This window comes from Asticcacaulis sp. P2_C5, from assembly GCF_056404555.1.
Map to the genome: position 1 here is coordinate 188,754 of NZ_JBFUDU010000004.1, position 19,498 is coordinate 208,251.

Here is a 19,498-nt window from a genome sequence, read left to right on the forward strand (position 1 = left end):
GCGTTTGCGCGCCTTATGAGGCCAGGGCGTCAGGGCGCCGGGCAGTGTTACGGGCTTTCAGCAGGCCGCGGTCGGCCAGGTTCTGCATCAGGTCGGCGATTCCAAAGTTCCAGTGACGGGCGTCCTTCGACGTGGTCACCCGGTTTTCCAGGCAACCCAGCTTGGGTGACGAAACCTTGACCACATCGCCCACCTTATGGGTGAAACCGCGGCCCGGCACATCACGATCCTGCGTCGGTGCAAAAAGCGTGCCGAGCATCAGGACAAAGCCGTCGGGATAATGATGTTCGCTCATCGCCTGGGCGATCAGGTCCAGCGGATCGCGGCTGATCTCACTCATGGTCGAACGGCCAACCAACTCATAGCCTTCCGGTCCGTCGATCTTCAGGTCCAGCACGGCAGAGCGCACATCGTCCAGGGTAAAGCTTTCATCGAACACGCGTATGAACGGCCCCAGGGCGCACGACGCGTTGTTGTCCTTGGCCTTTCCGAGCAACAGGGCCGAGCGGCCTTCGAAGCAGCGCAGATTGACGTCGTTGCCCAGCATGGCGCCAACGGCGCGGCCTTCCGGCGTCACGACCATCACCACTTCGGGTTCCGGGTTGTTCCAGGTCGAGTCGGAGCGCACGCCGACCTCGTCACCCCAGCCGACCGACGACAGGACGGGCGACTTGGTGAAGACCTCGGCATCCGGACCGATGGCGACTTCGAGATATTGCGACCACAGGCCGTCGGTGATCAAGGCTGCCTTCAGCTTGGCCGATTCTTCACTGCCAGGCTTGACCGAACGGATGTCCGAACCGACACGTTCCGCCAGGGCATCGCGGATTTCCTGCGCCTTGGTCGAATCGCCGCGCGCGCGTTCCTCGATAACCCGTTCAACCGCCGACACAGCGAAGGTAACGCCGGCGGCCTTGACGACCTGCAGGTCGATTGGCGACAGCAACTGCTCGCCCTTGCGCTCGCCGGTCCAGCTCTTGCCGAAGGCAAAGTCCTCGAGCCGCCCCAGGCTGAGGCCGCCGTCCGGGGTGCCGCTTTCCGGCCAGATCTTCATCAGTTGCGAAACGGTCGGGGCCACGGCGCTCATGTCAAACACCTCGCCCTTGCGGACCATGATCGGGGTCGGACCGTCAGCGGTCTCGATACGGCCGACCAGGGTCGCGTCGCGCCAGTCTTGAGGCAGGAAGGTGGCTACCGGCGGGAATGACGGGGGCATAATATCAGACATGTGCAAGTCCTTATAAGTCGTTTGCGGGTGCCCCCGCGTCTTCCTCAACCCTTTATCGCTCAACCCTGCGATGCCACAGCCGTCGGCTTTTCGTCGCGGATATCACATTTTTGTTAGCGGTACCAAATCTAGCAGAGCCCTCACCTTGTCAAGTCAAAGTTCCGGTACGTTGAATTTTTATTGCAACTTTCTTTAACACCCGATTCAGGTTGCAGAACTGCTTACCGTGCCGCGCGTTTCACCGAGCGGCGCCGACGACTGGCGCTCAATGAGGGCGAAATCCCGGATTTCGCGTACGGGTTCGAAAGGCTTGCCCTGGCGCTTGGCGCGAATCTGGTCGACCATCAGGCGCACGCTCAACCCCGCCATATCCGCGATCGGTTGGCGCACGGTGGTCAGTTCCGGCCAAACCGACGACGCCATGGCCGTATCGTCGAAGCCGACGATGGTGACGTGATCGGGCACATCCATGCCCAGGCGGTTGGCGGTGGCGACAGCGCCGGCGGCCATGTCGTCATTGCTGGCGAAGATGGCGGTCGGACGGTCCTTGACGCTGAGCAGGCGCTCGGCGGCGTCGAAGCCCGACCGGTAGGTGAAATAGCCCTGGGCGACCATGGACGGATCGACCTTCAGCCCCGCCTTCTTCATCGCGGCCTCGAAACCTTCGACGCGCATCTGGCTGGCATAGGCGTTGGGATGGCCCTTGATAAAGCCGATATGGCGATGGCCCAGTTCGATCAGTCGGCGAGTCATGGCAAACGCCGCCTTGAAGTCGTCGATGGCGACGCAGCACACCTGCGGATCGGGCCTGGCCATGGCCACGCAGACGAAAGGCAGGTTCATTTCCTTGAGAATCTTGGCGACGCGCGACGAATCGGACAGCGGCGGTGACAGGATGACGCCGTCACAACCGGCCGCCTTCATCTTTTCCAGCGCCGCGGTGGCACCTTCCGGCCCTTCGCACGACTCGATCAGCAGCTGCGCGCCGCTCTGTGAGCTTTCCGACAGGATGCCGAGCAGAAATTCGCTGAGAAAGGCGACGGACGGGTTGGAATACAGCAGGCCGATACGCGCCGAATCCTGTGTGGCCAGGGAACGCGCGGCCAGGTTGGGCGAATAGTTGAGCGCCTCGACCGAAGCCAGGACCTTGGCGCGGGTTTCCTCGCGCACGTTCTTTTCGCCGTTGATGACACGCGACACGGTCATGGGGGAAACGCCGACATGGCGCGCCACATCGTGTATGGTGACGATATTGCCGCCGCGGCGACTGACCTTACGCGCCAACCTGTAGTTCCCTTTTTTTGCCCCGCCGCGAGCCTCGCCGCGTCTCGTTGTTACCGCAGAATCTATAGGCTGCAATGCAGCACTTGGCAAATGCGATCATGGGTAAAGCCATCGCAGCGCACACTTTTGCTCATAAAACAGATTTGGTTGGCAAAATGAGCATACGCCGCTTGTCAGACAAAAAGCGCTTGCAACTTGTCCCGGAGTTTGCCGATATCCCGGGAGTTTTTCAGCTCAGGCGCCGCATGGCTCCTCGCATAGGCTCGGACGGGCACTTGCCCTTGCCAAGCTGCGACGAGTTAGTGTCGCCGCAGCTTGGAAAAATAACGCGTATAGTTGAGGAAGCCCCGCCATGACATCCGTTGTCCGCCAATCCGCAACAACCCTGTTGGCCGCCGCCGCCCTGCTTCTCCCTGCAACAGGTTTTGCCGCCGACGCCCCGCAGTTTGCGCGGGTGTTCGGCGATCACGCCGTGCTGCAGCGCGACGCCAATATACATGTCTGGGGCACGGCGACGCCCGGCACCAATCTGAACCTGACCCTCAACGGCAAGACGGCGACCGCCACGGCCGGTGCTGACAGCCGTTGGCAGGCGCAATTGCCGCCCCTGCCGGCTGGCGGTCCCTACAGCCTGACACTGAGCGATGGCGCCGCGACCACAACGCTCAGCGATATCCTGATCGGCGACGTTTTCCTGTGTTCAGGTCAGTCGAACATGGAGTTCCAAGTCAAGTACGCTACCAATGCGAATGGCGAAATCAATAACTCGGCCAATGACCGGCTGCGCTTCATCACTATCGATCGCGCTTCGGCGGTCACGCCCTCCGCAGATCTCGGTCGCGCGACACCGTGGCAGGTTGTCGGGCCGCAGACCGTCGGTGACGCCTCTGCCGTCTGCTACTATATGAGCAAGGCCATCTCGAAAGCGCAGAACGTTCCGGTCGGCATGATCGATTCCTACTGGGGCGGCACGGTTATCCAGGCGTGGATCAGCGAGTCCGGCCTGCGCAGCGTCAAGACCTACGACCCGGGCCTCGACGCCCTGGACCAATATGCCACGGCGCCGGACCAGGCCCGTGAAAACTGGGCAAAGGCGACGCGCGACAGCTGGAAGTCCTACGAATACGATATCGACACCAAGCTGCGCTGGCCCGAGCCGAAGTTCAAGGACACCGACTGGCAGAGCCTTACACCCGATGGCATATGGGAAGGTTCGGGCATTCCGGAACTGACAAATTTTGACGGCATAGTCTGGTACCGCACCACGGTGACCCTGACCTCGGCCCAGGCCAAACAGGCGACCCGCGTTGCACTCGGACCGGTCGATGACGCCGACATCACCTGGGTCAATGGCGTCATGGTCGGCGGCACCTATGGCTGGGATACGCCGCGCGACTACGCCCTACCGGCCGGCACCCTGAAATCCGGCAAGAATGTCATCGTCGTCCGCGCCGTCGATACCGGCGGCGGCGGCGGGCTGTGGGGCAAGCCAGCCGACCGCAAGCTGACCTTCGCCGACGGTACTTCGCTGACACTTCCGGCGGCCTGGAAATACAAGATCTCGGGCCCCATCAAGCCCGGCGCCAATGTCGGCGGCGAGCCATGGTCGAGCCCCAACGGCCTGACCAATCTGTACAACGCCATGATTGCCCCCGTCGCGCCCTACACGCTGAAGGGCGTCGCCTGGTACCAGGGCGAGGCCAATGTCAGCGCGCCTGTGGAATATCAAAGCCTGCTGACCACCATGATGGCCGACTGGCGCGCGCGGTTCGATAATCCGAACCTGCCCTTCCTGATCGTGCAACTGGCCGCCTACGGCCCGGTCGGCACGCAACCGGTCGATTCCAGCTGGGCTGCTCTACGCGAGTCGCAGCGCAAGGCCGTGGCCGCCGATCCGCACGCCGCCCTGACGGTCAGCGTCGATTTCGGCGACCGCACCGACATCCACCCGACGCAAAAGACCGTCATCGGCAACCGCCTGGCGCGCAATGCCGCGTCCGTCATCTACGGCAAGGCGGTGACGCCTGGCGGTCCTGTCGCCACCGATGTCACACGATCCGGCGACGATCTGATTGTCAACTTCACGTCGACCAACGGCGGTCTGGTCACCTACAGCTCGGCCTCGGCCATCGGCTTCGAGGTCTGCGCCGCCGACGCCGTCTGCCGCTTCGTTCCGGCCATGCCCGATGGCGACAGGGTGATCCTGCAGGGCGCGGCGATCAACGCTGTCAAGATTCGCTACGCCTGGGCCGACTCGCCCATCGTCAACCTGTACAGCAAGGACGACCTGCCGGCCGTTCCGTTTGAAATGCCAATAAAAATGGATGTCGCACCATGACCAAATTCGGGAAGATCTCCCGCCGCCACCTGATGGCCACGGCTCCCGCCCTCGCCGCCATGCCGGCCGCTGCCAGGACTGCGCAGGCGCCGTTCAAAGGGTCGTGGGAGTCGCTGGCCGCCGGCAACCAGACCCCTGACTGGTTCCGCGACGCCAAGCTCGGTATCTGGGCGCACTGGGGCCCGCAGTGCGTGCCGGAACGCGGCGACTGGTACGGCCGCCAAATGTACCAGCAGGGCAACTGGTATTATGACGAGCACCTGAAGACCTACGGTCACCCGGCCCAGCATGGTTTCATGGAATTCATCAACGGCTGGAATGTCGAGAAATGGGATCCTGATCGCCTGATCGGCCTGTATAAGGCGGCCGGCGCCAAGTATTTCGTCTCGCTGGCCAACCACCACGACAATTTCGACATGTTCGATTCGAAATACCAGGCCTGGAACGCCACCCGACTGGGCCCCAAGCGCGACGTCGTCGGCACCTGGGCCAAGGCCGCCCGCGCCCAGGGCCTGAAGTTCGGCGTGTCGAACCACGGCGCCCACGCCTGGCACTGGTGGCAGACGGCCTTTGGCTACGACGCCGAAGGGCCGGCCAAGGGCCTGCGTTACGACGCCTACCGCCTGCGCAAGGAAGACGGCAAGGGCAAGTGGTGGGATGGCTATGATCCGCAGGAACTGTATGTCGGCCCGGAAGGCGATATGGTGCCACCTGACGGCATTACCTCGATCAAGGACATGCAGTCCTATCACGACAACCACTCCGGCCAGTGGCTGGAAACCGTGCCGCCAAACGATCCCTACTTTGTGAAAAAATGGCTGCTGCGCCAGAACGACCTGGTCGACAAGTACCAGCCCGACCTGATCTATTTCGACGACACCGCCCTGCCGCTGGAACAGGCCGGTCTCGATGCCGCCGCCTATTATTACAATTCAAGCTACAAATGGCACGGCAAGCTCGACGTGGTGGCCACCGGCAAGCAGCTCAACGACCTGCAGCGCAAGGCGATTACCGAGGATATCGAACGCGGCTTCTCCGACCGGCTACGCTCCAATCCGTGGCAGACCTGCACCTGTATCGGCAACTGGCACTATGACCGCCCGCTGTATGAGCGCAACGGCTATAAGACGGCCAAGGATGTGGTCCAACGCCTGACCGATATCGTGGCCAAGAATGGCAATATGCTGCTCAGCATACCCGTGCGCGGCAATGGCGAAATCGACGACAAGGAAGAGGCGATCCTGGCCGGTATGACGGCATGGGTGGCGGTCAATGGCGAGGCCATCTTCGCCACACGGCCGTGGGACATCTATGGCGAAGGGCCGTTCAAGCCGGTCGAAGGCCATATGAACGAGGGCGCCGCCAAGCCGTTCAGCCACGAGGACATCCGCTTCACCACAAAAGCCGGCGTCCTATACGCCCTGGCCCAGGAATGGCCGGACAGCGGTTTCATCACCATTCGGTCGATGGCCGAGGGTTCGCCCCAGCGCAAGGGCAAGGTCGAACGCGTCGAACTGCTCGGCTATGCCGAACCGCTACGCTTCGAGCTGGGCATGGACGGGTTGACCGTGAAACTGCCCGACGCCCGCCCGGCCATTACGCCGGCGCTGCGGATACTGGGGACAGGCCTGGTGTAACAACACCGGGTATAACCCTCTGCGTGAAGGCCTTGTACATTGGTTGCGGCGCAGTTATGCATTTCAGGGGGCTGACTCTCATCGGACACGACGCTATGGCCCCTTACACGCCAAACTAAGCTTAAAGCGCAATCCGATAAAGTGGATGCCACTTTTCGGTTAAATTGCGCGATTAAACAAAGAATTAGAGCAAAATGACGATTCTATCTAAAGTCATTTTGCTCTAGAACCCGAAGAGCGCTTTAATCGTGATCAGTCCAGGCCTTGACGAACCCATCGTGCCGGACGCCCACGGGGTGGTCAAACTCGACGATACGCGTCGGCACAGGCTTTATACGTCCAAGCCCTGGCTGCGGCGTTTTCCGTTTCCCTTTCTGTCAGCCCTGGCGATCGTCAATGACCCGCGCGGAATGACGTTCAATGCGTGGCGCGCCTGGCACCGGGCGTTCCAGAAGAAGGGTCTGGAAATCGGCGATTGCCTGCCATTCGGACCAGATGGGGCCGAGCTTGGCCTGGGCAAGACCGTGCGCGGACTGATGGACTGTGGCTACATCTATGGGGTTGCGGGCATGCCCGCCAAGGGACCGGGCGTTCTGGCAGACTGGTGCCAAAAAAAGGGCTTCAGGCCCGAGTTTTATGTCGGAGATCCTCCCGTCGCCGAGGCCCTGGGGCTGAGTAGTCTGGGCGTGCGCTATTTCACCGATCCGGCCTGGCGCGCCGCGCAGAAGTTCGGCGAACATATCGATTACCGCATCCAGGCCAAACTGGATATTGCGCGTGAAGGACTGATCTGGCGTGAATTCGATGAGCCGCGCCCTGGTGTTGTCACCGACCCGTGGAATATGGCTATCAATGCCGACGATCCGCTGGAATGCCGCCTGGATATTTTCAATGGTATGGGACCCTATGTGCAAACGCCCGAGGGTGCGGTCAAGCTCGTCAAGACCTACGGCGGTCCTCAGTCCCCTGCCCGCAACACGTTTCCGCTTCAGCTGCGCGGCTTGACTCTGGACCGCTTCGAGCGCGAAGGCGGTGCGATCATCGTCGGTCAACGGCTGGGTTGGACAGGCATATTGGGAGATCACCGCAGCCATGGCTATAGGCTCGACCCGTCGTCGCACCTCAGCCTTGATGAGTTGCTGACCATCGAAGAACTCGCCAGCCGGGTCGCTGTCGGAAAACTGATGGTCGCCACGCCGGTGCGGCTGCTGGACTGGTTAGAACGGCGTCGGCGCCTGAAATATTCAAGCCAACTGACGGCTACGGAATGGATCGTGCGGATCGAAGGCCTTACTACACCGGCAGGCGAGGTTGCTCCCCTGACCCGCGACCAGATACATGGCCTGGCCTTCACCGTGCCTTCGGAAGCGCCGCAGGTGCGGGTTGAAATTGTCGGGATGACCAGGGTTCCGAAGTTTCACCGCGCCAGTGATGCCATCTTCAAGGCGCATGACAGTGTTTATCTGCCCTGGGAGCCGCTGGCATGCCCAAAGATCTAGACGGTGTTGAACACGTGGAGTGGAAACAGGTAAGCGACGCCAATAACGGCGCCGCCCCCCTGGCCGCACGATCGACACTGGAACAGTCCTACCGCCGCACGCCCAGGCCGGGTGAGGTCGCCATAAGACCCTTCCCGTTTCCCTATCGCGCCGGGCTTGCCATCAGCAATGACTGCGACTCCATGTCGGTCAAGTCGTTCTGGGATTGGCACGGCTATGTCAACGGATCGGCCATGACGCCTTACGGGCAGGGACTGGGGCTGGAGGTCGGCGACAGCTTCTGGCCGTATGCCGGCGACGTCCTGGAGGGCATGGAGCCTGCACTTTATTTCGGCAACCCTTATGACGATCACGTCAAGCCCTATCCAAAATGGGCAAAGTGCCTGGAACTGGCCAAGCTGGGCTGGTTCGATACGCTGCACAGTTTCGGCAATTGGCGTGTGCACCAACGCCCCGACCTCACCTCACGCCGCGGCCGCGACCAGATCGAACGCGCCCTCGACCGGATGAATAAGCTGGGATACCGCCCCAGGGTTCTGACCAATCACTCGGGCTCCCCGAGCAATCTCGGCGTCCTGTGGGGATATTACCAAAAATCTGACGATCCCAGCGATAGTCTCTATTGCTATGATCTGCTGAAATCCTTCGGCTTTCGTTATTTCTGGATCGATCCTTGCATCCAGTTCGAAAAATTTGGCGAAGGCCTCGACTATTTTGACGACGCGGCGCTGAAACGTGCGGTAAGGGCCTACGACTTCGGACCGTGGCTTCGCCGTCGCGTCGATGGCGTCACCGCCCTGATCGAGATGCCGCACGAAGCCGACAAGCTGCGCGACTGGTTGATGATGTTCTTCAATCGGCTGATCATGCCCCTGCCGTCAGGTGATGGCAGCCCGATCCTGGCCTTCAAGCGGCATCGCGGCGTGGACCAGCCGGTGGAGTCGACCTTTCCTGTCCAGGTGACCGAGCGCAATCTCGATGACCTGCAACTACGCGGTGGTGCCGTCGTGATTTATCAACATTTCGCTATCCAGGGTCCGCTGGGTCGCGCACCCATTTTTTCGAAACAACACCGGCTTTATTCGCCAAGCCCTGCCCTGAGCACCGATTCCGTACATCGATTTGCCAGTATCGCCGAACGCAATCGCGACGGACAGTTGTTCGTAGCCACGGTGTCACGGTTGCTGGACTGGGTGCATTTGAGCGAACATGTGAAGCTGAGTGTGGAAAAGGGCGCCGATCGCTGGGTGGTCACGGTCGCCGGCGTCGATTGCCCCGCCTACGGGTATCGGCCGGTCGAGGCACGCGATCTCAATGGCTTCTCGCTGCTGGTGCCGAAACAGGCGCCGGATGTGGTGGTCGAAATTTCCGGCCGTACCCTGCCGCTCGACCTGAAGCGGGTTGCCGATCCCGTCCACGACGGTTTCGACGTGCTCTATGCGCCCTGGCAAAAACTGGAATGGCCGGACGACCTGAGACCTTATGGCGTGTCACATTTAGCCCGAGGTCGCGGTGCCGTCGCGGCAAAAATATGAACACGCAGCCGGTCACGCTGTTATAGTCCTTCAACCGAAACGGACAGAGCAAAATGACTTTAGATAGAATCGTCATTTTTCTCTTATTCTTTGTTTGTCGCGCAATTTAGCCGAAAACGGGGCCGCCCGAGCGGTGGCGTCCACCGCACGGGCGGCCCCGTTTATCGGATTGCGCTCTAGCCCCGGAGAATAGCTACAGTGCTTAACAAATTCACCGCTACGGACGTGGAGCGCATCGCAGATCGATGGGGCCGTTTCAAAGTGCCCGAGGAGCTTGCCGACGCGACCGCCTACTCAAGAGTTTACGGACGCTCCTTTGACTATTTCATGAAGCGCGTGGCCTTGTTGGGCGTCGAAGGCGCACATGCGCTGGATGTGGGCTGCGGCTGTGGTCAGTGGAGCTTCGCACTCGCGGCAAAATTTGACCACGTCACGGGCATAGATTTGACGACGGCTCGCATTGATCTGTCCACCTATCTTGCCCATGAGTTCGAAATCGACCGTGTTTCGTTCCGCGAAACCGGCGCTGTCCCACTGGACTTCCCCTCCGCCAGCTTTGATTTCGTGGTCTGTTACAGCGTCATAATCTCCGTTCTGTCACTGCCTGCCTGCCTTAACGAGTTTTACCGCGTGCTGAAGCCGGGCGGCATGTTCTATATTTCCCTGAACGGTCCGGGCTGGGCTCAGTATATGCGCGACGAACGTGGTGCCACCGAAGCGCGTGACCGGAAAGGCGGCATCGAAACCTACTACAATTCCATCTGCCAGTACCATTTCGGCGCACAAACAGAGGCGTTTCGCCGCCTGCGCCATCTGCTGCTGATCCATCCCGCCAAGTTCGACAAGCATTGCGCCAAACATGGCGGTGACGGACAGCGGGCACGGCAGGTTTTGGCGCAGGTGCGCACCTGCCCGCTCAAGGATACGGTGTTGGTCACGGATCTAAGCAAGGCCTATGCAGCTGCGCTCGACAAGCGTGACGGCGACACATTCACGGCCATAAAACGCATTGAACAGGTTTTTAAAGCCATGTCCGCGCCTTTCGACCTGCAGACCGCCGCGCGTGAGATCGAAAAGGAATGTGGCGCGGACTACGTCCAGACCTATCTCAATGACCTGGTGCTTATTCTGGCCGGTCGACCCTACGCCTTCTCCTATCCCCGCGCCGGACGCGTCTATCGCGTCGACGAAGTCCGCAAGGCCGTCACAGCCGCCGGCTTCGGAGACTTTGTCTATGCCGACGAAGGCTGCCTGCAACGCGATTCGGAGGCCGAAATGGTGGAGCCCATCTACCCAAAGGCCTCAGACGAACTCAAGGTCTGGGACTTTATGGCCCGCAGGCCGGCGTAGACCTCTTACGATCTGCGGATATTTCCACCCGCCAGTTTCAACGGATCGGGGGCCCGAGATCTCAATGACATTCAGAGGAATGGCTACAGTGCATAATAAATTTAGCCAGGCAGACCTGGAGCGCATCGCTGATCGTTGGGGCCGTTTCACGGTGCCCGACGCCCTTTCCGGCGCGACTGCCTACGCCTCAAAAGTTTATGAGCCAACATTTGAATATTACTTAAAACGCGTCGCCCTGCTTGGGGCCAACGGCGCACATGCGCTAGATGTGGGCTGCGGCTGCGGTCAGTGGAGTTTCGCGCTCGCATCGAAATTCGACCATGTAACCGGTATTGATTACACGACGCCACGCATCGATCTGTCGACCTATCTAGCCCGTGAATTCGAAATTGACCGGGTTTCGTTCCGCGAAACCGGTGCTGTTCCCCTGGATTTTCCCGCCGCCGGTTTTGATTTTGTATTCTGTTACGGCGTCATAGTATCCTATCTGTCATTGCCAGCCTGCCTTAACGAATTTTACCGGGTGCTGAAGCCGGGCGGCCTGTTTTATATTGTTCTGAATGGTCCGGGATGGGCTCGGCACATGCGCGACGACCGCGGTGCCACGGTACCGCGTGATCGGCAAGGCGGCATCGAAACCTTTTACAATTCCATCTGCCAGTATCACTTCGGCGCACAGGCGGAGGCGTTTCGCCGCCTGCGCCATCTGCTGCTGATACACCCGGACAGGTTCGATGAACATTGTGCCAAGACTGGGGGTGATGGACAAAGGGCACGGCAGGTTTTGACGCAGGTGCGGACCTGCCCGCTCAAGGATACGGCTTTGCTCGCAGACCTGAGCAAGGCCTATATCGCTGCCCTTGATGCCCGGGGTGGCGACAGGTTCGAGGCCCTGGACCGCATAGAGCACCTGTTTGCCGCCCTGTCTGTTTCGCTCGACCTGCAGACGGCCGGCCGCGAGATCGAGAAAGATTGCGGCCCTGACTACCTCCAGACCTTTGTCAACGATCTGGTCCTTGTCCTGGCGGGTCGCCCCTATGCATTTTCCTATCCTCGCGCCGGTCGCGTCTATCGCGTCGATGAAGCCCGCAGCGCCGTCGCTGCGGCGGGCTTCGAAGATTTTGTCTATGCCGACGAAGGCTGCCTGCGATGTGATCCGGAAGCCGAAGTGGTAGAGCCCGTGTACCCGAAGGTCTCCGACGAATTAAAGGTTTGGGACTTTATGGCCCGCAAGCCCGCTTCGACCTACGTCAGCCGCCTCAAGAGTTCATGATGTATAACAACATTTTGCCAGCGCTTTGTGATTGTGCGTATGGTGATAATGACGTCCCAATCAATTTTGTGCTCGAGAGCCGCTTCCCATTTCGTTGCAGTCGAAGGATTCAACTCAGCAACCATCTCGTCATTGATGCCGGACGGACGTGCCGGGAATCGTGAATATCCAGGCCAGCCACGGCCCCCGCCCCCCAGGGGCAATGTCGATTTGCAACGACAAACCGAGCCGCACTTCCACCTCTGGAGCCGTCGTCCTATGTTCCGCAAGCTTGCCATCGTATTCTCCTGGGCTTTTGCCCTATCCTTGAGTTTCCCCGCCATGACGTCGGCCGCGACCTACTACGTCTCCAACGAGACGAGTCACGGCTACGCTGTCGGCAGTGACTCAAACGCCTGCACCTCGCCAGGCGCGCCCTGCCTGACGATCGACCACGCCGCCTCCCTCGGTGGCCCAACCGATACTGTCCAGATCAATCCCTCAGCCACGGCCTATGCTGAGAACTCCGCCGCGGCGGGCTACCTTAATTTTCAGGATGTGGGAGAAATTACCGGTGATCCGGCCCTATGCGGCTCCGGCGTCGCCGGCAGCGGTACCTATCCAACGATTCGCGCTTCATCGTCCGGTGCTGTTCGGGTGGTCAATCTTCCGGCCAAGACCTACAGCCAGACGCTCTCTTGCCTTGTATTGGACGGCCAATCACGATCAGGTCAATCGGGGATCAGCTTTAGCGACAGCACAACGGCCAAGGTCACCATTTCTCGGGTGAAGTTCGTCAATTTCGTCAAATATGTTGTCGGCGCCCTTTCTGGTGGGACCGACACCTTAACGCTTGACCGCGACCTAGTCGACAACTCCAATGCCATCACCGGGTCCAGCAGTTTGTTCAATTGGTCGGGCGTGACCGCGCCGCTTAACGTCTCTGTCCTGGGCGGTGACTACTACCTCACCGGAAATACAGCGGCCTTTTTCTTCACTGGCTCAGGCTTTGGCACAGTACGCTTCGCCGCCGATGCTAACGGTGCACTTCCCACCTGCACGGGTACGGGCACGCCTTACTGCATCCGAGCCAATGGCGCGAACATTTCGGCATTGTCGATCGCGGTCAAGTTAAACGGAATTATCAATGGGATTTTGCTTCAGACTTCGACTGTGGGCAATGGCGCGATCAGCGGTTCGTCCTTCACCAATCTCGGTGGGGTCGACGTCAGGATGATCGGCAACACTTGCTCCTCGTTCACGGTCAGCGAAAATATTCACAACGGCGCCCATGAATTCCTGTTAGGCGTCAACGAAGGCTGCAACAGCTTTCACGTCAAAAAAAATATTGTGACCCAGACTTCGGGCGTTGTGGGAAATGCGCCGATCAACGTCAACGGCGGGACCGATCTACAGGTATCGGAGAATGCCGTCATCATCAACCTTGGCGCACGAGTCGGAAAGGCGATTCAGATCGCGACCAACGGATGGTATATTGAGACTAGCAACACAGGCCTGTCCACAGGCGCCAAGAACCTTGGTGATGTATCTGGTGCAACCTACGTAGATCAGTTCTGGACTACGCCGCTCCTTTCCTCCAGCGGCCGCTATTCGCACATCGCGGCGGTCGACGCATGGCTATCGAAGGCGGGCACTCCGTCAGGCAACGTGACCGTCGCTCTCTATACCGACAGCGGCGGCCATCCCGGGACCCTGGTGGCGACCACCGCACCGGTGGCGGCCTCGGATCTCACTATATCACCTGTGCAGTATCATATGACCTTTCCCACGCCCCAGGCGATCGCGGCGTCTACCAAGTACCATCTGGTGTTCAATTACTCGGGCGCGGTAAACGGGGCAGACTATGTCAAGCTCGATAAGACCGCCTCCAGCAAGATCGGTTCGCTTTACACCTCGACCGACGCTTCGTCCTGGTTGGCCGACACCAATCAAGCACTTCGTATGATCATCTACACCGCCTCCTACAGCACAGTAGCCCCGAAGCTTTTCGGCAACAGGATCACCTTCCTGGACCCGTCGGCGGCGCCCGGCGTAGCCGAGGGGATCGTGGTTGGTGCTGTGAATGGAGCAACCATTTCGGGCAACTGGATCAGCGGAGCGGGCTACGCCGTCGTCATCAAGAACACCTACAACGCACCGGTGGCTTTCGGCAACCTGATCGTCGCCTCGGGTACGCCTTACGGCGGGATCTTATGCAAGGCGTCCGACGGCGTTCTAGCCTATAATAACACCATCATTCTCAATAGCGGATCGACGGGCGGCGCAATAATCGCCGACCAGGATACCTTGGACGCGACCAACCATATAGCCTGCCGTAACATGCGCTCACGGAACAATATCCTAATCTCTTCGGCCACCTCATACCCCTACTGGATCAGAACCGGCTCGACCGGCTTCGTGGCCGATTACGACGATGTCTACGCCACCGGCTCGATCATCGAGTCCCACTCCGGCGCGACCTGGTCGGCCTGGCGAGCCGCTGGAAATGACCTTCACGGAACTCAGGCCAATCCGCTCCTGCCCAACAGCGCGACACCGACCAAGGCAGCAGACCTGACTCCGGCGATCACGTCGCCGATTCTTACGATCGGCACTGATCTTCGGTCTCTCGCGCCCACCGACTTCGAAGGACGGCCTTTCACCAAACATCCGACCATCGGCGGTATTAGCGTGAGTGGTCAGCGCGACCACTGAGCTATTTGGTAGTGCCCGCACATCCGAAGGGATGCGGGGCAGACTCCCGTTTGGCCTGACTAAGGAGGTAAGGAAGGCCGTCGATTGTCTGCGCGCCTTCGATACAGAAGCTGTGTCCCGGAAACGGGTAGACCGAGAGCGTGAGATTCACATATGTCTTCGTCGGGTCTTAACCCTTGACCACAATCGGTGTAGTCTGACGCAAAATAAAACAGGGAAAACGTTCATGTCGCGCATAATGCTATCCACCGCAGCCCTTGCGGTCCTGGCCCTGGTCCAATGTTCACCGGCACCGCCCGAGACGCCGGCTGAAAGCTCGCCCAAACCCGTCGATTACGGCTATGACGTTGCCGTCACACTGACTCCGGCAGCGGCGCAGAAACTGGCCGCGCGCGGCGATAAGCTGACCCTGGAAGTGCTCTACTACGGCAATGTCACGCCGCAAACCGCGAGTATGGCCGATCCAGCGGACGGAACGCTGCACCTTAATACGGACAAGGTGGAGGTCGAGCCAGTCAGCCAGACGGTCCATATGACCGGCGCCGGCGTCGATCCGGCCAGGCTGCCCTATATCACCCAGCAAAAGCCACTAGCCCTGCTCAATGTCTATGGCAGCAGGAACGGCAAGAAGGACCCGGTCATTGCCTGCCGTGTCTTTCAGGACTATGTCACCGCGGCTCAGGAAAAACCTGTTGCCATACCGTGTGACGCAAAGTAGCTGTCACCAACGTTCAGCTGCCTTTTGCCGGAGACTTCTCATGACGACATTTGCCAAATGGCCCCTCGCCGCCTCGGTGTTGATCGCGACTGGCCTTCTGCTCAGCCAGTGCGGCAGCAAACCGACGGCCAAGCAAGGCTTCGACGTCGCCCTGACCCTGACTCCGGCCGCGGCCGAAAAGCTGAAGTCGCTCAACCAGACGGTCGAGGTCAGCGGCTACTATTTCGGCGCCCCTGTCGACGCGGCCAAGGAAAAGGTCAATGAGGCTGGAGAGATCGAACTGGGCGAAGACCTGATCGCAGGCGGCGCGGCCAGCGGCACGGTGCACCTGCCGGCGACCGGCATAGATCCGGTGGCTCTGGCGGCGGTCAATGGCGGCCAGCCTTCGGTCGTGGTCAGCGCCTATCTCAATCCGACGTCGGGCATGGAAAACGTTCTCGCCTGCACGACCTTCAAGGGCACGGTTGCCGAGGCCCAGAAGGCGCCGGTCGCCATCAGTTGTGACGTCAAGGCTTAACTAAAAACGTAATGGCCACATCCGGATGTTGATATGCGCCGCCTGGGCGGCGGCGATGACATCCGGACGCCCCTTCAGCGCCTGCAGCCGCGCTATGTAGACCTTGTCGCGCTCACTATACGGAATCGGCGCCAGGCCGCTCTGCAGGAAGGTTATGGCGTCGATCCGGCCGTCCGGATCATTGATGCCGGCGATCAGCGCCTCGGCCGCACCTTCGGTATCGCCGGCGCACAGGGCCGGCTTGACGCGCGACATAGGCAGGTTGGCCAGACTGGCCATGACCATGGCGTAGCGCGGCTCGTCGCCCTGATAGGCATAGGCGCAGGCCTTGACGGTCACCAACTGGACCTGCTGGCCTTGCGTCAGTTCGACGCCCTCAAGCTTGCTTTCCAGCGCCAGGGCAGCCGTCTCTTCGCCACGGTCGGTCAGGTAATTCATATAGGCCAGGTTCAAATCGACTTCGCCCAGAGGCGTCAGGCGTTTTTCCCCGTCGGCATAGGCGGCGTCGGCCTCAGTGCGACGTCCCAGATCGGCCAGAAGCGACATGCGAACGGCCAGGAGTTCGGGATAGGATTCGATGTCCTGGAAATTCTCGATCCCGTACTGGTCAACCAGATCGACAATGCCGTTCAACTGGACAAGGGCCACGTCCTTCTGGTCGATGGACCGTTCCAGCATCATGAGATAGTTCAGGACCGTTAACTGGCCGGGATTCTCGACGACATAGGCCTGGGCGTCCTTAATTTCGGCGGCGATGACCGGACGCACGTCCATTGCCGGAACGGCGCCGTCGCTAAGCTCGCCGTCGCCCTGGCTGATGGCATAGACCAGGCTATCGCGCGCTATATCAGCGCGATACAGTGCGGCATGCCCGCCGTCGCCGGCCGCCAGGGCTGTACGCAGGACTTCCATGCGCAAAATATCCATGGCGGGCCGCATGGCCGGGTTGTGGGGCTGCCAGTGAACGTCTTCGAGCCGATTGAGCAGCGTTACATATTGCGGCTTGTCGGTGTTCATGATCTGCAGGGCCACGCCCATGACCGACAGATCGGTAAGGTCCGCGGCCTTGTCCGGAAATCGCGTCAGGGTGTCATTGAGCACGCGGGCCGCCGCCGGCACCTGCTGATCGATCAGCAGCAGAAAGACATGCATGTCGAAAGCCGCCACCGTCGCCGTCGGCCGCTTGATATTCTCCGCCGACAAGGCAATAGCAGCCTTGATACCGTCACTTTGCGCCGTGCAGGCGATCAGGGCCGCGCGAAACTGCGCCGCCAGTTCGGGGTCGGAATTGTCGAGATAGGGATCGTTCCACAGCAGGTTCAGCGGCGCCCTGGCCGAGGCGCAGTCATCGCTCTGGATAGCCGCGCTGGCCTGCATGATGGCGATGGCCGTGCCGGGGCTTGAATCCGGCGTGGCCGCCTGCACGGCGCTCAGGAACAGGCTGACCGACAGGCCTGAGACGATGGCAAGCGCGCCCAGGGTTTTCTTCCACCGCGTTTTGCGACTGGCAACCATGCCGTCCCCCAACTCTCTTGAACCCAACCCATCATAATCGTTAACGCAGTGTAACCGCAAACGGACACCCGGCAAGCGAAAAGGCGAGATCTCCCCAGGACAGGCCCAGCCTGTGGCACGATTGCGCCCCGGCCGACGACAATTTCACGACGATCAGGGTCAGGATTCCGTAATGGGGCTCAGGACGTGACCAGCTTCAAGCCGACCAACGACAGAACGGCGGCCAGAATGACGCGCAGAACCTTCTCCGGCACCTTGGGTGCCAGGAAGCTGCCGACGATGATGCCGGGGATCGACCCGATCAACAGGGCTATCAGCAGATTGACGTCGACCTTGCCGAGATAGAAATAACCCGCCCCGGCCAGGAAGGTCAGCGGCACGGCGTGAGCGATATCGGAACCAACAATCTTGATCGTTTTCAGTTGCGGATACAACAGGATCAAGGCCGTAACGCCCAGAGCCCCGGCACCGACCGACGACAGGGACACCAGAAAGCCCAGCACCAACCCGGTAGCAATGGTAAGAACGGCCCGCCGGCCGGTATGCAGCGGCTTGTGCTCGGCCTCAGCCTTGACTTGCCGGGCCTCGGCCATCTTGCGGATAAGATCACGCAGTAACAGCAGGGCGGCGGTCAGGAACAGGGCATAGCCCAGCACCGTAGTGATCAGGTGCGAAGTTGCATCGCTCTTGCCGAAGCGCTGAATGAAATACAGCGTGGCCACGGTCGCCGGGATCGAGCCTAGGGCCAGAAGGCCGACGATCGCCCAGTTTATGGTCTGTTTAGCGCCGTGCACCACCGTGCCCACGCCCTTGGTAATCGACGCATACAGCAGGTCGGTGCCGACCGCCGTTGCCGGATGAATGTGAAACAGCAAGACCAGAAGCGGCGTCATCAGCGATCCGCCGCCGACGCCCGTCAGCCCGACCAGCAGGCCGACCAGAAGTCCTGAAAACGAATAGAGCGGATTAATATGCAGACCCGCCACGAAAGCGTGCAGGTCGAACTGGGGCATAGACAAGCGGGGATCCCTCGTGGGTTGGCCTTATGCGCTGGGTCGGCCTGCGGTCATAGCCGAGCGACCTTTTAGCCGCCAAACGAAATAAAATCGCGCCATGTGTTAGCGACACTATCGGTCATTAAAGCGTTTGTAATTTGACGATCACAAATTCGTGAATTACCGTGATCATCCACCCTGGGAGACACGATCATGACTCGCTTGCATATTGCTCTGTTCGCCTTATCTGCCTTGGCTTTGGCAGGCTGCAACCCGAAATCTGACTTCGGTGATACGTCCGTGATCGGGCCAGATCTCGGCCATGGCGGACCGTTCGGCGCGGTCCACGAAATAGCGATGACCGATCCCCATCAAGACAAGGACGACCGGACCCCGATGCGGATGACCATTCATCGCGATGACAGCGAGGACACAGGTCAGGTCGTCAACATGTTTTCCAATACGTCGAAGCCGTTCGGCGCCGGCATCACCTATTACGGCTTCACGCCGATCATCGCCGAAACCAATGCCGAGGCGCACACCTATTGGCTGCTCGGCATCAATATGACGCGCACCCCCGACCGTTCGGTCTATATGGTGCTGCGCTATCCCAGGGGGCTGGAGATCACGCCCGGCCTGAAAAGCGATGCGTTCGAATATCTGGCGCTCAACTGCTACGATCTCGAAGTCGCGCGTCACCCGGCTGAGTATTACAAGCCCCTGCCCGAAGGCCAAAATCGCGAGGAGCCCGCGCCCGACCCGGCGCCTGAGGCCGGCGATTGCGAATATAACAGCCTGCGTGAAGCGCAGAGCCTGACAGGCCTGACCCTGCAGAAATACGACCAGATCCATCACTATGAGGACGCACCAAAAGCGTCCTGGCACGCCCTGCACGTTGAAGCGAATTGACGCCAG

The 19,498-nt window shown here is 60.3% G+C and carries 14 protein-coding genes; 10 read left to right on the top strand and 4 right to left on the bottom strand.

The annotated features are described in order from the left end of the window. Window positions 1-13 precede the first annotated feature (13 nt). Entirely contained in the window at window positions 14-1,228 is a 1,215-nt protein-coding gene (locus AC1DXO_RS08950) for a fumarylacetoacetate hydrolase family protein (RefSeq protein ID WP_476977781.1), read from the bottom strand. Between the two features lie 204 nt (window positions 1,229-1,432). After that, window positions 1,433-2,512 carry a LacI family DNA-binding transcriptional regulator gene (locus AC1DXO_RS08955; protein ID WP_476977782.1) on the bottom strand — a complete coding sequence of 360 codons (1,080 nt, stop codon included), beginning with the start codon at window positions 2,510-2,512 and terminating at the stop codon, window positions 1,433-1,435. Between the two features lie 352 nt (window positions 2,513-2,864). Here AC1DXO_RS08955 and AC1DXO_RS08960 point away from each other — a divergent pair, with 352 nt between their 5' ends. From AC1DXO_RS08960 to AC1DXO_RS09000, 9 genes are all read left to right on the top strand, one after another. After that, a complete protein-coding gene (locus AC1DXO_RS08960) occupies window positions 2,865-4,850 on the top strand; it encodes a sialate O-acetylesterase (RefSeq protein ID WP_476977783.1) in 1,986 nt (661 codons plus the stop codon). Then, the gene (locus AC1DXO_RS08965) at window positions 4,847-6,487 is read left to right on the top strand and encodes an alpha-L-fucosidase (RefSeq protein ID WP_476977784.1); all 1,641 of its coding nucleotides are present in this window, start codon (window positions 4,847-4,849) and stop codon (window positions 6,485-6,487) included. Before AC1DXO_RS08960 ends, AC1DXO_RS08965 begins: the two co-directional genes overlap by 4 nt. A 248-nt stretch (window positions 6,488-6,735) precedes the next feature. Further along, a complete protein-coding gene (locus AC1DXO_RS08970; RefSeq protein WP_476977785.1) occupies window positions 6,736-7,986 on the top strand; it encodes a hypothetical protein in 1,251 nt (416 codons plus the stop codon). Beyond that, window positions 7,971-9,521, top strand: a complete 1,551-nt coding sequence (locus tag AC1DXO_RS08975) for a hypothetical protein (protein WP_476977786.1) — start codon at window positions 7,971-7,973, stop codon at window positions 9,519-9,521. The genes AC1DXO_RS08970 and AC1DXO_RS08975 overlap by 16 nt, the downstream gene beginning before the upstream one ends. A gap of 327 nt (window positions 9,522-9,848) precedes the next feature. After that, the gene (locus AC1DXO_RS08980) at window positions 9,849-10,871 is read left to right on the top strand and encodes a class I SAM-dependent methyltransferase (RefSeq protein ID WP_476977787.1); all 1,023 of its coding nucleotides are present in this window, start codon (window positions 9,849-9,851) and stop codon (window positions 10,869-10,871) included. A gap of 64 nt (window positions 10,872-10,935) precedes the next feature. Further along, a complete protein-coding gene (locus AC1DXO_RS08985; RefSeq protein ID WP_476977788.1) occupies window positions 10,936-12,144 on the top strand; it encodes a class I SAM-dependent methyltransferase in 1,209 nt (402 codons plus the stop codon). Between the two features lie 258 nt (window positions 12,145-12,402). After that, window positions 12,403-14,838: a choice-of-anchor R domain-containing protein gene (locus tag AC1DXO_RS08990; protein WP_476977789.1), complete on the top strand. Its 2,436-nt coding sequence runs from the start codon at window positions 12,403-12,405 to the stop codon at window positions 14,836-14,838. A gap of 226 nt (window positions 14,839-15,064) precedes the next feature. Then, window positions 15,065-15,556, top strand: a complete 492-nt coding sequence (locus AC1DXO_RS08995) for a hypothetical protein (protein ID WP_476977790.1) — start codon at window positions 15,065-15,067, stop codon at window positions 15,554-15,556. 40 nt (window positions 15,557-15,596) lie between these two features. Beyond that, a complete protein-coding gene (locus AC1DXO_RS09000; protein WP_476977791.1) occupies window positions 15,597-16,073 on the top strand; it encodes a hypothetical protein in 477 nt (158 codons plus the stop codon). Here AC1DXO_RS09000 and AC1DXO_RS09005 read toward each other — a convergent pair whose 3' ends face one another. Then, complete coding sequence (locus AC1DXO_RS09005; RefSeq protein ID WP_476977792.1) at window positions 16,074-17,588, bottom strand: hypothetical protein; 1,515 nt, start codon at window positions 17,586-17,588, stop codon at window positions 16,074-16,076. A gap of 179 nt (window positions 17,589-17,767) precedes the next feature. Further along, entirely contained in the window at window positions 17,768-18,601 is an 834-nt protein-coding gene (locus AC1DXO_RS09010) for a sulfite exporter TauE/SafE family protein (protein WP_476977972.1), read from the bottom strand. A gap of 195 nt (window positions 18,602-18,796) precedes the next feature. Between AC1DXO_RS09010 and AC1DXO_RS09015 the strand changes: the two genes are divergently transcribed. After that, window positions 18,797-19,492, top strand: a complete 696-nt coding sequence (locus tag AC1DXO_RS09015) for a hypothetical protein (protein ID WP_476977793.1) — start codon at window positions 18,797-18,799, stop codon at window positions 19,490-19,492. Window positions 19,493-19,498: the final 6 nt, after the last annotated feature.

Coding starts and splice junctions, on each gene's coding strand:
- AC1DXO_RS08985 (WP_476977788.1), top strand. CDS start 10,936: ATGACATTCAGAGGAATGGCTACAGTGCATAATAAATTTAGCCAGGCA.
- AC1DXO_RS09010 (WP_476977972.1), bottom strand. CDS start 18,601: ATGCCCCAGTTCGACCTGCACGCTTTCGTGGCGGGTCTGCATATTAAT.
- AC1DXO_RS08990 (WP_476977789.1), top strand. CDS start 12,403: ATGTTCCGCAAGCTTGCCATCGTATTCTCCTGGGCTTTTGCCCTATCC.
- AC1DXO_RS08980 (WP_476977787.1), top strand. CDS start 9,849: ATGAAGCGCGTGGCCTTGTTGGGCGTCGAAGGCGCACATGCGCTGGAT.
- AC1DXO_RS08950 (WP_476977781.1), bottom strand. CDS start 1,228: ATGTCTGATATTATGCCCCCGTCATTCCCGCCGGTAGCCACCTTCCTG.
- AC1DXO_RS09005 (WP_476977792.1), bottom strand. CDS start 17,588: ATGGTTGCCAGTCGCAAAACGCGGTGGAAGAAAACCCTGGGCGCGCTT.
- AC1DXO_RS09015 (WP_476977793.1), top strand. CDS start 18,797: ATGACTCGCTTGCATATTGCTCTGTTCGCCTTATCTGCCTTGGCTTTG.
- AC1DXO_RS08975 (WP_476977786.1), top strand. CDS start 7,971: ATGCCCAAAGATCTAGACGGTGTTGAACACGTGGAGTGGAAACAGGTA.
- AC1DXO_RS08960 (WP_476977783.1), top strand. CDS start 2,865: ATGACATCCGTTGTCCGCCAATCCGCAACAACCCTGTTGGCCGCCGCC.
- AC1DXO_RS08965 (WP_476977784.1), top strand. CDS start 4,847: ATGACCAAATTCGGGAAGATCTCCCGCCGCCACCTGATGGCCACGGCT.
- AC1DXO_RS09000 (WP_476977791.1), top strand. CDS start 15,597: ATGACGACATTTGCCAAATGGCCCCTCGCCGCCTCGGTGTTGATCGCG.
- AC1DXO_RS08995 (WP_476977790.1), top strand. CDS start 15,065: ATGTCGCGCATAATGCTATCCACCGCAGCCCTTGCGGTCCTGGCCCTG.